The sequence below is a fragment of the Nocardia sp. NPDC004722 genome, from assembly GCF_053601505.1.
In genome coordinates this window covers 1-13,602 of record NZ_JBSGBY010000178.1, presented here as the reverse complement: position 1 = coordinate 13,602, position 13,602 = coordinate 1, and the positions used below count along the sequence as shown (strand labels likewise).

Sequence of the window (13,602 nt, the reverse complement as noted above, 5' to 3'; positions counted from 1 at the left end):
CGGGTCTGCTCGAAGACGAGGACATCGACGTGTGCCCGCGCGCAGACTTCTGCGATGCCCGCGCCCATCTGTCCCGCACCGATAATGCCGACGCGCTGAATCTTCTCGTTGCTCACGGTCCCGCTCCTGCTCTTTGGCCGTCGTGGCTGTGGGTGAAGGCGTCGTATAACTGAACGACCCTGCGCCTTCTTAAGGTCTCGAAAAACGGTGGTACAGAAAACGTTATAAGGAAATGCCCTCCCCGCCGGGGCTGTCGACGGGAAGGGCGGGATGGACTCGCCGAGAGGGGCTTGCCATCCCTCTCGGCGAGTCCTGAGGTCCCGCGGCGGCGGAAGGTGTGATGCGACTGCCGCCTTGGGTTTTTGTCCTCGGAACCTGAAGTGGCTCAGATCAATCCGAGCCGCCTCGGGTGGCTCAGTGGAACTGGCCCTCTTCGGTCGAGCCCTTCAGCGCAGCGGTGCTGGTGTTGGGGTCGACGGTGGTGGCGATGGTGTCGAAGTAGCCCGCGCCGACCTCACGCTGGTGCTTGACGGCGGTGAAGCCACGCTCGGCGGCGGCCTTGAACTCGCGCTCCTGCAGGTCGACGAAGGCGGTCATGCCCTCGCGGGCGTAGCCGTAGGCCAGGTCGAACATGCCGTAGTTGAGCGAGTGGAAGCCGGCCAGGGTGATGAACTGGAACTTGAAGCCCATGGCGCCCAGCTCACGCTGGAACTTCGCGATGGTGGCGTCGTCCAGGTGCGCCTTCCAGTTGAAGGACGGCGAGCAGTTGTAGGCCAGCAGCTGGTCCGGGAACTCGCCACGGACGGCCTCGGCGAACTTGCGCGCGACCTCGAGGTCCGGCACGCCGGTCTCCATCCAGATGAGGTCGGCGTAGGGGGCGTAGGCCTTGGCACGCGCGATGCACGGGTCGATGCCGTTCTTGGTGCCGAAGAAGCCCTCGGCGGTGCGGGTGCCGTCCAGGAACTCGCGGTCGCGCTCGTCCACATCGGAGGTGATGAGGGTGGCGGCCTCGGCGTCGGTGCGGGCGATGATCACCGACGGCACGTCGGCGACGTCGGCGGCCAGACGCGCGGAGGTCAGGGTGCGGATGTGCTGCTGGGTGGGGATGAGCACCTTGCCGCCCAGGTGGCCGCACTTCTTCTCGGAGGCCAGCTGGTCCTCCCAGTGCACACCGGCCGCGCCGGAGGCGATCATGGCCTTCTGCAGCTCGTAGGCGTTCAGCGCGCCACCGAAACCGGCCTCGGCGTCGGCGACGATCGGGGCCAGCCAGTTGGCGACCGAGGTGTCACCCTCGACCTTGGCGATCTCGTCGGCGCGCAGCAGCGCGTTGTTGATGCGACGCACCACAGCCGGAACCGAGTTGGCCGGGTACAGCGACTGGTCCGGGTAGGTGTGGCCGGACAGGTTCGCGTCACCGGCGACCTGCCAACCCGACAGGTAGATGGCCTTGAGGCCCGCGCGGACCTGCTGCACGGCCTGGTTGCCGGTCAGCGCGCCCAGGGAGTTGATGTAGTCCTCGTTGTTGACGAGATCCCACAGGATCTCGGCGCCACGACGAGCGAGGGTGTGCTCCTCGACGACGGTGCCCTGGAGCTTCACAACCTGATCGGCGGTGTAGTTGCGGGTGACGCCCTTCCAGCGGGGGTTGGTGTCCCAATCCTGCTGGAGTTCCGCAGCGGTCTTCGGGGTGCCGACGTTCGACATCTCTGACTCCACTTCTTCGTTCGGTCTCGGTAGCCCCGCGGGGCGGACTTTCGCGACGTTTCCGTCTTCGATGTCCGACCACTGCTGGAGCGGCAATTTGCAGACTTGCTAGGCCCGCGAGGTGTACTTCCACACGATGGCACAGGACAAAAGTCCCGTCTACCTGTTGCAAGTGTGAATCCGCGCTAGCTTTCACCAGCATTTTGCTAATGCTGCAAAATTTGCTTGTGAATAGCAGCGACGGAATCTACTTGCCAGTAGCGCTGACATGCGGTTTTGCATAACGCCCGTACTGTTTGCGTGACCGGGGCCACCGGTGCGTGACGCGCCGATGGCCGTCCAGATGTGAGCACCTTCACATTCATTCTGATCTTGGTTGTTGTGAGGCGGGCCACCGGGGTGCCCAATCGAAACCATTCGGTCGACTGAAAGTCAGAAATCTAGCACCGCTAGACAATCTAGCTGGAGTCTGTTATCGTTGCTTCAGTTCCTAGCGCCGCTAGATTTCAGTTCGAAAGAGGCAGACCAATGCTCATCGTGACCGGCCAGATCCTCGTCGCCCTCGCCGTGCTCGCCAATGGTGTCGTCTACGGCACCGACTGGTGCGTCGCACTCATCACCCGGTCGGTCTACCGCGATCACCTCGATGACGCGACCGTCACCGTCAGCGCCGGGTGGGGGCATTACTACGGAGACAAGCGGATGCCGATCTTCGGGGCGGGCGGCGTGATCACCGCGGTCCTCGCACTCGCTCTCGCCATCGCCGCCGGGCAGACCGGCGCGGCCATCGCGGCGGGCATCGCGCTCGCGGCCCTGCTCAGCTGGCTGGCCTGCTACGTGCTGATCGCCAAGCCGATCAATACCGCGCAGACCGCCGCCGCGCAGACCGGCGTCATTCCCGACAACGCGCGTGCGCTGCAGACCAAGTGGGACAGCATCCTCAATGCCCGGGTGGCGTTGCAGACGATCGCCCTGACCGGGCTGCTCGCCGCGCTCGCGCTGTTCTGACCTCGCCGATGGGCACCCCTCCGGCCCATCGGCGCGGCCACCCGGCCGACGACTACCGGACCGCTTCCCGCACAAGGGAATTCAGCGGTCCGATTTCGTTGCCGGAGTATTCGATCGCTCGCAGCGCGAGCAGACACATCGCATCGGTGAGCTCCAGTCCGATTTCCTCGGCGTGCAATCTCGCGACCAAGAGGTCCGATTCCGAGTTCTCACCAATGGATTCACAGAGCAACAGCTCCGCGAGCCGGACACCGACCAGGGCTTGGTCCCTGGTCAGACGTCTGCTCGTGGGTAGGTAGGACAGCATCCATCGGCCCCGGTCCGGATCCGGTGTATCGATCCGGAAGGCGACCTCCGAGACGAGGTCACTGGTGATCAGCCACTCCGAGACCACCTGAATCGCCATGCGCGGGCTCCCTTCTGCGCCGTCGACCGTCGCAGCCGGTCGACCTATGTTCAGAGTGCAGAAAAAAGAACGCGAACTCCCGAACTGCCGGCGGAGAACTTCCGCAATAACGCCATGGTGCTTGACCTGGTGAAAAGGTCGCTGCTACCAAGGAATGTGCAATAACCGGGGGCGGATTTCTCGGCGGTGTCGCCGCGATCGAGGCGGGCCGGGCGCGGGTGGGGTGGCCGGGGGCCGATCGGAGGCAGGGTGAGTACTCGTCATCCTACGACCAGGATGGGGCACCCGACGACCAAGGCGGAACGCCGCCGACTGCGAGATCTGTTGGCGGACAGCGGATTGACCGACGAGCAGTTGCTGCCGCTGCTGGTGTCCGAACTGCGGCAGCGCGGCCTGCGGCCCCGCACGGCGTGGCGCTACGCGGCCGGGCTGGCGCGCACCAACGGCCGCCGGGAGATCGCCGAGCTCACCCTCGAGGATGTGGCGACCGAGTTCAACGAGCGGCGCGCCACCCGCAGAACCGTTCAGGCCAACCAGATTTCGTATCTGGAGCGGTGGCCGACGGTGCCCAGCGGGCCGCGGCTGACGCTGGAGGTGCTCGAAACCCTGGCCGATATCTACGGCACCACCTGGGATCAGCTGGTCGACACCGAGGATCTGGCCACCCTGGGCCCCGACGAGGTGACGCGTTTTCGCGATGCCGTCGCCCGGCGCAGCACCCTGCGTTCGGGCGCCCCGGCCGCGGATCTGCCACCGCGCGAACCGAATTTCATCGGCCGTAAGGCGGCGGTGAAGGAGCTGGGCGGTCGGATCGCGGCGCATCGACGGGCCCGCAGTGAGCCGTCGGTGCACGTGATCCACGGTCATCCGGGGGTGGGTAAGACGGCGCTGGCGCGCTTCGCCGAGGCGTTGTTCGCGCCGCGCTATCCGGACGGGCGGATCTGGGTGGACCTGCACGGCTATACGCCCGGCCGGGAGCCGCGCGAGCCCGCGGACGTGCTCGAACAGCTGTTGTTGGAGATCGGGTTGCCGCGCGAGCTGATCGCCGCGGACCGGGGCCGCCGCGCCGAGCAGTGGCGCACGGCCATGGATCGCAAGCAGATGTACCTCACCTTCGACAACGCGCCCGACAGCGAGCATGTGCGAGATCTGTTGCCGCAGACGCCCGGAACGCTGGTGGTGATCACCAGCCGCACCCGGTTGACCGGGCTGGCCGGGGCCGACCCGCTGCATCTGGCTGCGATGACCGAGGTCGAGGCCGAGCAGCTGCTGGTGCGGCTGGCGGGGCTGCCGCCCGGCTACGACCGGGAGGCCGCACAGCAGATCGTGCGGACCGCGGCGGGGCTGCCGCTGGCCATCAAGCTGATCGCCGGGCATATCGCGTATCACGGTGAGGGCATGCTGGCTGAGTGCGCGGCCGACTTCACCGAGTTGACCGAGCGCAACAAGGGACTGGCCGAGCGCAACAAGGAGCCCGCCGATGCCGACGAGGCGTCGCCCGCCTGGTCCGGCGACTCGCCCGCCCGCTATATCCTCGACCGCTTCCGCGCCGAGAAGGAGTCGGTGCGAACGGCTTTCGAGATGTCGTATCGCCGCCTCGGTGATCCGGATCTGCAGCGGCTGGTCCGGCTGCTGGGCTGGCTGCCCGGCAACGAGGTGACCGCCGAGACGCTGGGCGCGATGGCCGCGATCTCCCTCGACGAGGCGAAGACGCTCATCAATCGGCTTTCCGAGGCCGGGCTGCTGGATGCGATCGTCGGCGGTCATCAGCAGTCGCGATATCGCATGCACGACCTGAATCGGCTGTGGGCGCAGGTACAGGCCGATCTGGAGAACCAGCCCGACGATCGGCGCGCGGCGGTGGACCGCATCATCGGCCACGCCCTCATGGTGGCCCGGCAAGCGGCGACGGTGCGGCCCTTCGACGCCGCGGGCAGTCCGTATCGCGCGACCAGTTCGCTCGATGCCGCGACCCATGCCCGCGACTGGCTCAACCGGGAACGCGAACTTCTGCTCGGCTGTCTGCCCTTGGCCGGAATGCATTCCGACACCGCGGAATTGGCGCGCCTGCTGGCCTGCCACCTGTGCAGCCTCGGTCACTGGTCCGATGCCGACCGCCTCTACGATCGCGCCCTGCGCATCGCGCACCGCCTCGACGATCGTGTCGGCCTGGCCTGGGCGTTGCTGGGGCGCGGCCGCATCCAACGGCTGCGCGGGCACCACGACAAGGCGGCGGGCACTTTCGACGCGGCCTACCGCATCGCGCTGGAGCTCTCCGACCGCCGCATCCAGGTGGAGTTGCTGTGCGAGCGCGGCCAGTCGGAATGGATGACCGGCGAATACCGCTGGGCGCGAACGCATTTCCAAGAGGCGCTGCAGATTTCCCGGGAGATCGGCTACCGGCAGACGGAATGCGACGCTCTGGAGGGGCTCAGCCAGGCCGAGCGGATGGCCAGTCGCTACCGCGAGGCGGTGCGGCACTCGCAGGAGGCGCAGGCCATCGCCTCCGAACTCACCGATCTGGAGCGGCTGGGCACCGCGCAGTGGGGTTATGCCGAAGTGGTCCGGCTGTGGGGGCGTTTCGAGATGGCGCGGCCGCTGTATCTGATGGTGCAGCGCATCGCGCGCAGCATCGAGCACCGCAAGCTCGAAGGTGACGCGCTGCGCGGCCTCGGCCATATCGAGCGGATGGCGGGTAATCCGGAGGTGGCCCGCAAGCGCTACGACGCGGCGCTGGAGATCGCGCGCCGCATCGGCGACCGCTACAGCGCGGAATGGTCGCTGTGGGGCCTGGGCAATCTGGCGCGCGCCGACGGCGATCACGAGCACGCCCGCGACTGCTTCTCCGAGGCCTACGACATCGCCAAGCTGATCGACGACCCCCTCGGCCAGATCGACACGTTGCGCGGCCTCGGCCACAGCTACCGCCCCGGCGCGCACAGCGCCGACGCCCCCGAATACCTCCGGGCGCGTGAGCATTACGAGGAATCACTGAGCGTAGCCCGCGACATCGAAGACCAACTGGGTCAAGCCGACGGCCTCCGCGCCCTGGGCAAACTCGCCGCCCAGATCGGCGACGCGGAAACAGCATGCGATCTGCTCGCCCGCGCCCAGCGCCTCTACGCCGAGATCGAGTCGCCCCGCGCAGAATTGCTGCTCGCCGAGCGCGCGGAGCTGAAATGCTGAAGCCCGGGTCGCTGAGGTTGGTCAGGTGCAGCGGCGGAGGGCGAGAAGCGCCAGAGTTCTTGTACAGGCGGCCATTTCGCTGATCAGGACGTGGTCCTCGGTGTCGGGGCCCGCGCCGCGCGGGCCGAACAGGCAGCATTCGATTCCGGCGCGGCTGAGGTGGGTGGTGTCGTTGCCGCAGAACGAGAAGGGCAGGGCCAGGCCGGTTTCGGTCACCCGGTAGTCGGAGACTCGGGGAAGGATGTCGCGGAGGTCTTCGACCAGCGGGGAATCGGGTGACTCGTCCATGGGTGGCATGTCGGTGCCGCCCACACCGAAGACGGGCTCGGGCGGGTGGTCCAGGGTGATCTTCGCGTCCGGATATTCCAGGGCTGCCCGCTCTACCACGGCCGTCATCGCGGCGATCACGTCCTCCGGCTCGTGCGGGGGCGGGTAGCGGATATCGATCAGCGCGGTCGCCTTGTCCGCCAGGTAGCTGATGCCGGACATGGTGTGCGATTCTCCGCGGCCCGCCATCAGACCGGCGATCTGGATGCGCGGCAGTGTCTCGAAATCCTTGTGCCGCAGCCCGAACCGGGCCGGATCGAGGACGGCGGCGTCGAGCAGGTCCAGGGTGCGGCGCAGCACCGCGATGGCGTCCACGCCCTCGCCGTGGCGGCTGGTGTGGGCGGTGCGGCCGCGCACCACGATCGCGCACTTCTGGACGCCCGCGGTGCGGGTGAGCACCCGGGTCACCGAATAGGGTTCCGGGACCACCGCGGCATCGGCGCGCAGGCCCTGCTGGAGCGCGTGGACCGTACCGATGCCGCCTTGCAGTTCCCCGGCCACGAATTCGAGCAGCAGGGCCCGGCGCAGCGGAATACCGCTGCGCCGCACCATGATCGCGGCCCCCAGGATGGCGGCCAGTCCGCTCTTCATATTGTGCAGCCCGGCCCCGTAGAGCCGGTCGCCTGCGCGGCGGGCGATGAGACGGTCGAGGGGTGCGTCGCGGCCGGGCGGGTCCATGTCGAGATGGCCGTTCAGCAGCAGCGCGGGGGTGCCGTCCGCAGGACCCAGCCGTCCGATGGTCTGCATCCGGCCGGGCCGCACCTCTTGCAGGTGGGCATCGATATCGTGGTAGCACAACAGTTCTCGGACGTGCCGCGCCAACGGCGTCTCATGCCCGGTCGGCGATTCGATCGCGGTGAGCCCGGCCGCGATCTCGAGCAGTTCATGTTCCGGCAGCAGCCGGTCGAGGTCGGCCGGGGTGAGCTCGGCGGTCATCGCGGCCGGTATCCGATGAGCAGGACATCGCGGTAGGCGGGACGGCCCCGTTCGACGACCTCGATGGGCCCCGCGTAGTGCAGGACGCGCTCGTCGTCGAACACGTAGGAGTCCAGCGGCTGCTCCAAAGTGAAGTCGCACAGGAACTCTCGCGTCCGGCCGTCGTAGATCTCGGACCTGCCGCCGGTGATGTTCTCGCGGCCGACCAGATGCGCCGACCCCGCCAGCAGACCGTCCCGGTGAATGCCTTCGGGCGCGGGCCTGCCGGGCGCGAGAATGCGGATGTAGTGCGCGTCGACCAGGCAACGCGGCGTCCGCTCGGGATCCAGCACTTGCGCCGCGAGCAGCGAGTTAGTCACGGCGACAATGATTTTGCCCACCACCGCGGTCGCCGGATGCGCGCCCGGGATCAGGTGGAAGCGCCGTTCGATCCCGCCCAGCAGCGGGTTGACGTCGGTGGACTGCCAGTACGGCGGCGGGTCGGGCAGGTGCCGCAGCTCGGTCGCCGGGATCGACAGGTCGAAGCATTGATAGGCCCGGCGGCGGTAGTCCTCCCCCGGCGGCATCCAGGCATCGGGCCGGGTGTCCTCGCGGAAGGCGGCGGCCAGCACGGCATGCTCCGCCGGGGTTACGGCCAACTCGGCCATGGTCATCCGCCAGCAGCCCTCGTGGACGAGAATCTCGACACCTCCGCATGACAGGGCCGCTTGACGAGCCCGATGAGCCGGGGACGCGGTCAGACTAGATCGTGCGCGGCCGGGAGTTCGCCAACCACTCCCCGGCAAGTCCTATCGCGCAGGTGGCACGCGGCGTTGCGCACACGCAAAGGCCGTGTCCACGAATGGACACGGCCTCTGTCATCGAGCGTCACCCCACCCTAGAAGGGCGGGGTGACGCCCGAATTGCGCGGAGATTGCGATCGCGAGCACCCCTTCAGCTCGCGAGCGGCCACCCCACGGTGGTGGGGGCCGAGCAGAACGGCGCGCACTGCCCGGCCATCAGTGGTGGCGTGGTGGTCGCCGATCCCGGGTCGGTGACCGTGTGGTCACCGCAACTGGTCGCCACCACCAGCATGACGACGATCGCGAAGGCGATCACCGCGCCGAAGGCGATGACGAACCAGCCCGCGTGCACGCGACGCGGAATCGAGAAGAAGAAGGCGATGCCGCCGATTTCGAAGATCATCGCATCACCTCCCGAGGCCACGACGCCGTCGAGTCGGCCTCCTCGCCGTCCCGGTCCGCGCTCTCGGGCCCGGCCCAGCGCAGTGCCAGCAGGCACATGGCGTCGGTGACGGAGAGCCCGATCATCCCGGCGTGCAGCGCGGCGTCCTCCATATCGAATTCCCCACCCGCACGCAGCAATCCGAGAAATATCAGCTCCGCCAGCACCAGGCCCGCGAACGCCTCCTCCCGGGAGAGCCGGCGCGAGGTCGGCAGATACGACAGCACCCACCGTCCCCGCCCGTCCTCCGGCACATCGACCCGAAACGCCGCCTCGGCCACCACGTCGCTGGTGAAGAGCCATTGGGAATCAGTGACAGCCATTGATTCGTCCTTTACTGACCGCGGACCCGTCCCCCGTGTCCGTTTCATGTGATGCACCAATGATCGCGAGTGCGCGGGCGCGTCTCGATCCCAGCGGTTTTCGCGAATTCTTGGCACGTCACGAGTCCTTGACCAGGCCAAATATGCGCGGTACCAAGGAAATATTCACAACCGCGGGGGAGGGTCCGTGGCGGACGCCGGGGGCGGGAGGCGCACCGTGTCACAGAAGAGCACCGTGTCACAGAAGAATGGCGACACCGATGTGGTGGGCGCGGAGGCGCGCAAGGAGTTGCGCAGGATTCTACTCGGAATCGGGTTGCGGGAGAACGAACTACTGGAACCGCTGGTCGCCGAGTTGCGGCATCGGGGGTGCCGGCCGCGGAAGGCATGGCGGCTGGCGAACGAGTTCACGCAGCAGCAGGTGGCCGAGGAATTCAACCGGATCACCGGGAAGCCCAGCGCGCCGATGAAGGCGGCGCGGATCTCGGAGTACGAGTCGTGGCCGGGGCCGCGCGGGGCCGCGCGCGGGCATCCGCGCCCGACGCTGGAGGTGCTCAAGAATCTGGCCGCGATCTATCGCACCAGCTGGGATCAGCTGGTGGACACCGCCGATCTGGCGCAGATGCCCGGCATGGAGGTGGCGGCCTACCGGGCCGTGGTGTCACGGCGGACCACCGCGCCGCCGTCGGCGGCGGAGAACGGATTCCCCAGCGGGCTGGTGCCTTTCGTCGGCCGCACCGAACCGCAGCGGGTGCTGCGCGAGCGCATCGAAGCACACCTGGCCGGGCGCGGTCCGGGCGTACACGTGGTGAACGGCCTTGCGGGCGTGGGGAAGACGGCCCTGGCCCGCTGGGTGGTGGACACCTTCGAGGACCGCTATCCGGACGGCGTCATCTGGGAGAACCTGCACGGGCACACCGATGGTCGGCCGCCGCGCAGTACCGCCGAGGTGCTGGAGCAGACCCTGCTGAAGATCGGGGCGCCGCCGGAGACCATCGAGACCGATGTGCCGCGCCGGGCCGCGCGCTGGCGGCACGAAATGCGTGATCGGCGCACCCTGATCGTGCTCGACAACGCGCTGGACTCCAAGCAGGTGCGGTCGCTGCTGCCGCAGGCGCGGGACTGCTTCGTGCTCATCACCAGCCGCCACACGCTCCCCACTCTGACCGGCGCCATCCCGTTGCGGCTGGACGCCATGGAGCCCGGGGAGGCGGAGCAGCTGCTGGTCGAATTGGGCCATCTGCCACCGGATTACGATGTGGACGCGGCCCGGCAGGTGCTGCGGGCCGCGGGCGGGCTGCCGCTGGCCATCCGGCTCATCGCCGGTCAGATCGCCTATCAGGGACCGGATCTGCTGGGCGCGGCCGCCGCCGAGTTCACCCGGTTGGCCGACCGGATGCGGCAGGGCCCCAGTGACGACGACTCGCTGGCCGAGCAGGCTCTCGACCTGTTCTCGGCCGAGAGCGAGACGCTGCGCGCGGCCTTCGAGCTGTCGTATCAACGACTTCCGGATCCGGTGCTGCAACGGTCGGTGCGGCTGCTGGGCTGGTTTCCCGGCACCGTGATCACCGCCGAGACCCTCGCGCCCATGGCGGGGGTTTCGCAGGCGCAGGCGTACGGGCTGATCCGGCAGATCTTCGAGGTGGGCCTGCTCGATCCGGCCGAGTCCGGGCCGCACGGTCAACGCTTCCGAATCCACGATGTGACAAAGCTTTTCGCGCGCGTCAAGGCCGACGCCGAGGATTTGCAGAGTGAGCACACGGCCGCCGTGGGGCGGCTGGTCCGGCACTGCCTGGCGGTGGCGCGGCAAGCCGGGGTGCAGCGTCCCTACGAGGCGGCGGGCAGCTTCCCGGCCCCGCCCGCGCCCGATCCGACCGGGGCCACCCAGCGGGCGCGGGAGTGGTTGAACCGCGAACGCGAGCTGCTGCTCGGCTGTGTGCGGGTGACACGCTCCGAACCGGCCGACACCGGCGAGCTGGCCCGACTGCTGGGCGCGTACCTGTCCGAGCTCGGGCACCTCTCCGACGCGCGCGGATTGCTGTTCCGCGCCTTGGCGATCGCCCGCGACGACGTGGACCGCACCACCTCCTGCGACATCCTGTTCGAACTGGGCACCCTGCATCGCCGAGCCTGCGAATACGAGAGCGCCTCCACCTGCTTCCAGGAGGCGCACGACATCGCCGCCACCCTCGGCGACGCGCAACGCATCGCCGCCACGCTGTGGGGGCTGGCCGACGTCACCCGGCACATCGGCGACTACGACCGCGCCCGCATCGCCTACTCCGACGTGCTCGGCATGGCACGACAATTGGAGAATCCGAAATTCGAGGGCGACGCGCTGCGCGGCCTGGGCCACATGGAACGCATGGCGGGCGACCGCGATATCGCGCAGCGCTACTACCTCGACGCCCTGCGCATCGCGGGCGAGATCGGCGACCGCTACAGCCTCGGCTGGTCGCTGTGGGGCCTCGGCAATGTCGACCGCGAGTCCGCCCGATTCACCACGGCCCGAAGGCAATTGACCGACGCCTGCCGCATCGGCACCGAGATCGGCGACCATCTGCTGCAGGCCGACGCCCTGCGCGGCCTCGGCCACCTCGAACGCGACGCGGGCGACCTCGACGCCGCCCAGGAGTACTACGCCGACTCCCTCGAGATCACCCGCCGCACCCGAGACCCCCACGGCGAAGCCGACGTCCTGCGCGCCCTCGCCTACATCGCCCTGCGCTCCGGCGGCCCGCACTGGCGCCCCTGCGACCTGCTCAGCAAATCCCTGCTCCGCTACGAGAGCATGGGCATCAAACTGGCCGATCAAGTCCGCCTCGAACTCACCGAAGCCCTCACCCGCTGCCGAACCGCCGGCATCCCCCTCCCCGAAAGGGTGACCGAAGACCTCCACCGCCTCGGCTTCGCCGAGTAATCCAGCGGCGCAAGCGATGACACGACGATCGCAGGATCCGGGCGAGGATCGAACACCCGGCCTCGAGCAGCATCCCGACCCGGGCGGGGTGGGCGAGGACGCGTTGCGCCACCTGACCGCCTTCCTGCGCGAGACCGGGCTCGACGACCGCGAACTACTGGAACCCCTTGCGACGGAATTGATCCGGCGCGGCTGCCGCTCGCGTAAGGCGTGGCGGCTGGCGAATCACCTCAGCCAGCAGCAGGTCGCCGAGCAGTTCAATCGTCTGGCGGCCGAGCACGGCGCGAAGGTGTCCGGCGGCATGCGGGCGCCGCGCATCTCGGAATTCGAGTCCTGGCCCGAGCTCAGCCCCACCGGGAAACGCCGCCCGCGACCGACCGTGCATTCCCTCGCGATTCTGGCGGTCATCTACAACACCACCTGGGATCGGCTGGTGGACATCGAGGATCTGCGTGAGATGCCGCCCAGTGACCGGGCTGCCTACCGGGCCGCCCTGGACCAGCGCCGATCCGTGCTGAGCAATCGCAACGCCGTGGTGCTGTTGCAGAGCGAGGGCGTGCCGTTCGTCGGCCGGCACGCGGCCATGGCCCAGTTGCGCACGGCGATCGAGGACCACACCCGCGGCGAGCGCGGCACCCTGGTGATCACCGGGCTGGCGGGGGTGGGGAAGACGACGATCGCCCGCCAGGCGGTGCAGGAGTTCGCGGACCGCTATCCGGACGGCGTGATCTGGCTCGATCTGCACGGGCACGACCGGGAACGCGCGCCGCGGCGGCCCGAGCACGCGCTCGAACAGCTGCTGGTGGAGCTGGACGTCAAACCGGTGACCATTCCGGGCGGCCAGGCGCGGTATTCCGAGCGGTGGCGGTGGGAGGCGGGCCGCCGCCGGATGCTGATCGTGCTCGACAATGCCTTGGACAGCAGGCAGGTTCGTCCGCTGCTGCCGCAATCGCCGGGCTCGTTCGTCATGGTCACCAGCCGGCGCCCGCTGACCGGGCTGGTCGGCGTGCGCCGATTGCATTTGGAACCGATGGAATTGGACGAAGCGGAGGAATTACTGGTCACGCTCGGCAATCTGGGATCCGGGTACGACACGGACGCCGTGCACCGGATACTGCAGATCGCGGGCGGACTCCCGCTGCCGATCCGGTTGCTGGCGGGACAGCTCGCACATCACGGACCCGCCATGCTCACCGCGATCGCCGGGGACTTCGCGCGGCAGGCCGCCTGGATGTCCGGGCCGCCGGCCACCGACGCCACCGGCAGCGGGGCGGCCAATCGCATCCTCGACCGTTTCGCCGCCGAGGACGAATCCGTCCGCGCGGCATTGGATCTCTCGTATCGGGAGCTGCCCGACGAGGAGGCGCGGCGCGCCCTGCGCCTGCTCGGCTGGTTCCCCGGGCGGGCCATCTCGGCCGAAACCCTCTCGGCGATGGCGCAATTGGAGGTTTCGGATGCGGCGATGCGGCTGCGTCAGCTGTTCGAAGGGGGTTGGCTGGACCCGGTGATCGGGCGGCCCGGACAGCAGCAGTACCGGATTCACGATCTGTCCCGGCTCTATGCCCGGG

Annotated in this window: 11 protein-coding genes; 4 read left to right on the top strand and 7 right to left on the bottom strand. The window is 68.5% G+C overall.

The features are described 5' to 3' along the window. Nucleotides 1–116: 3-hydroxyacyl-CoA dehydrogenase NAD-binding domain-containing protein (locus ACWELQ_RS19075; protein WP_452398375.1), on the bottom strand; the 116-nt coding region annotated here is incomplete at its 3' end. Between the two features lie 298 nt (nucleotides 117–414). Next, a complete protein-coding gene (aceA, locus tag ACWELQ_RS19070; protein WP_452398374.1) occupies nucleotides 415–1,704 on the bottom strand; it encodes an isocitrate lyase in 1,290 nt (429 codons plus the stop codon). 528 nt (nucleotides 1,705–2,232) lie between these two features. On the opposite strand from aceA, the gene ACWELQ_RS19065 reads away from it, so the two are divergent. Continuing rightward, complete coding sequence (locus ACWELQ_RS19065; protein WP_452398373.1) at nucleotides 2,233–2,712, top strand: DUF1772 domain-containing protein; 480 nt, start codon at nucleotides 2,233–2,235, stop codon at nucleotides 2,710–2,712. 52 nt (nucleotides 2,713–2,764) lie between these two features. Here ACWELQ_RS19065 and ACWELQ_RS19060 read toward each other — a convergent pair whose 3' ends face one another. Continuing rightward, nucleotides 2,765–3,118, bottom strand: coding sequence for a hypothetical protein (locus tag ACWELQ_RS19060; RefSeq protein WP_452398372.1), 354 nt, complete (start codon nucleotides 3,116–3,118; stop codon nucleotides 2,765–2,767). Nucleotides 3,119–3,394: 276 nt separating this feature from the next. On the opposite strand from ACWELQ_RS19060, the gene ACWELQ_RS19055 reads away from it, so the two are divergent. Continuing rightward, nucleotides 3,395–6,304 carry a tetratricopeptide repeat protein gene (locus tag ACWELQ_RS19055; protein ID WP_452398371.1) on the top strand — a complete coding sequence of 970 codons (2,910 nt, stop codon included), beginning with the start codon at nucleotides 3,395–3,397 and terminating at the stop codon, nucleotides 6,302–6,304. A 21-nt stretch (nucleotides 6,305–6,325) separates the two neighbouring features. Here ACWELQ_RS19055 and ACWELQ_RS19050 read toward each other — a convergent pair whose 3' ends face one another. The 4 genes from ACWELQ_RS19050 to ACWELQ_RS19035 all read right to left on the bottom strand — a co-directional run bounded on the left by ACWELQ_RS19050 (nucleotide 6,326) and on the right by ACWELQ_RS19035 (nucleotide 9,114). Next, nucleotides 6,326–7,567, bottom strand: a complete 1,242-nt coding sequence (locus ACWELQ_RS19050) for a M20 family metallopeptidase (protein WP_452398370.1) — start codon at nucleotides 7,565–7,567, stop codon at nucleotides 6,326–6,328. Further along, nucleotides 7,564–8,220: a 2OG-Fe dioxygenase family protein gene (locus ACWELQ_RS19045; RefSeq protein WP_452398369.1), complete on the bottom strand. Its 657-nt coding sequence runs from the start codon at nucleotides 8,218–8,220 to the stop codon at nucleotides 7,564–7,566. Before ACWELQ_RS19045 ends, ACWELQ_RS19050 begins: the two co-directional genes overlap by 4 nt. A 280-nt stretch (nucleotides 8,221–8,500) precedes the next feature. Beyond that, on the bottom strand, nucleotides 8,501–8,752 hold the full coding sequence (locus tag ACWELQ_RS19040; protein ID WP_452398368.1) for a hypothetical protein: 252 nt from the start codon (nucleotides 8,750–8,752) through the stop codon (nucleotides 8,501–8,503). Further along, a complete protein-coding gene (locus ACWELQ_RS19035; RefSeq protein WP_452398367.1) occupies nucleotides 8,749–9,114 on the bottom strand; it encodes a hypothetical protein in 366 nt (121 codons plus the stop codon). The genes ACWELQ_RS19040 and ACWELQ_RS19035 overlap by 4 nt, the downstream gene beginning before the upstream one ends. A 235-nt stretch (nucleotides 9,115–9,349) precedes the next feature. On the opposite strand from ACWELQ_RS19035, the gene ACWELQ_RS19030 reads away from it, so the two are divergent. Next, nucleotides 9,350–12,034 (top strand): tetratricopeptide repeat protein, encoded by a 2,685-nt coding sequence (locus ACWELQ_RS19030; RefSeq protein WP_452398366.1) that lies wholly within the window; start codon nucleotides 9,350–9,352, stop codon nucleotides 12,032–12,034. A gap of 16 nt (nucleotides 12,035–12,050) precedes the next feature. Continuing rightward, nucleotides 12,051–13,602 (top strand): NB-ARC domain-containing protein (locus ACWELQ_RS19025; RefSeq protein WP_452398365.1); only part of this gene is annotated, 1,552 nt, incomplete at its 3' end.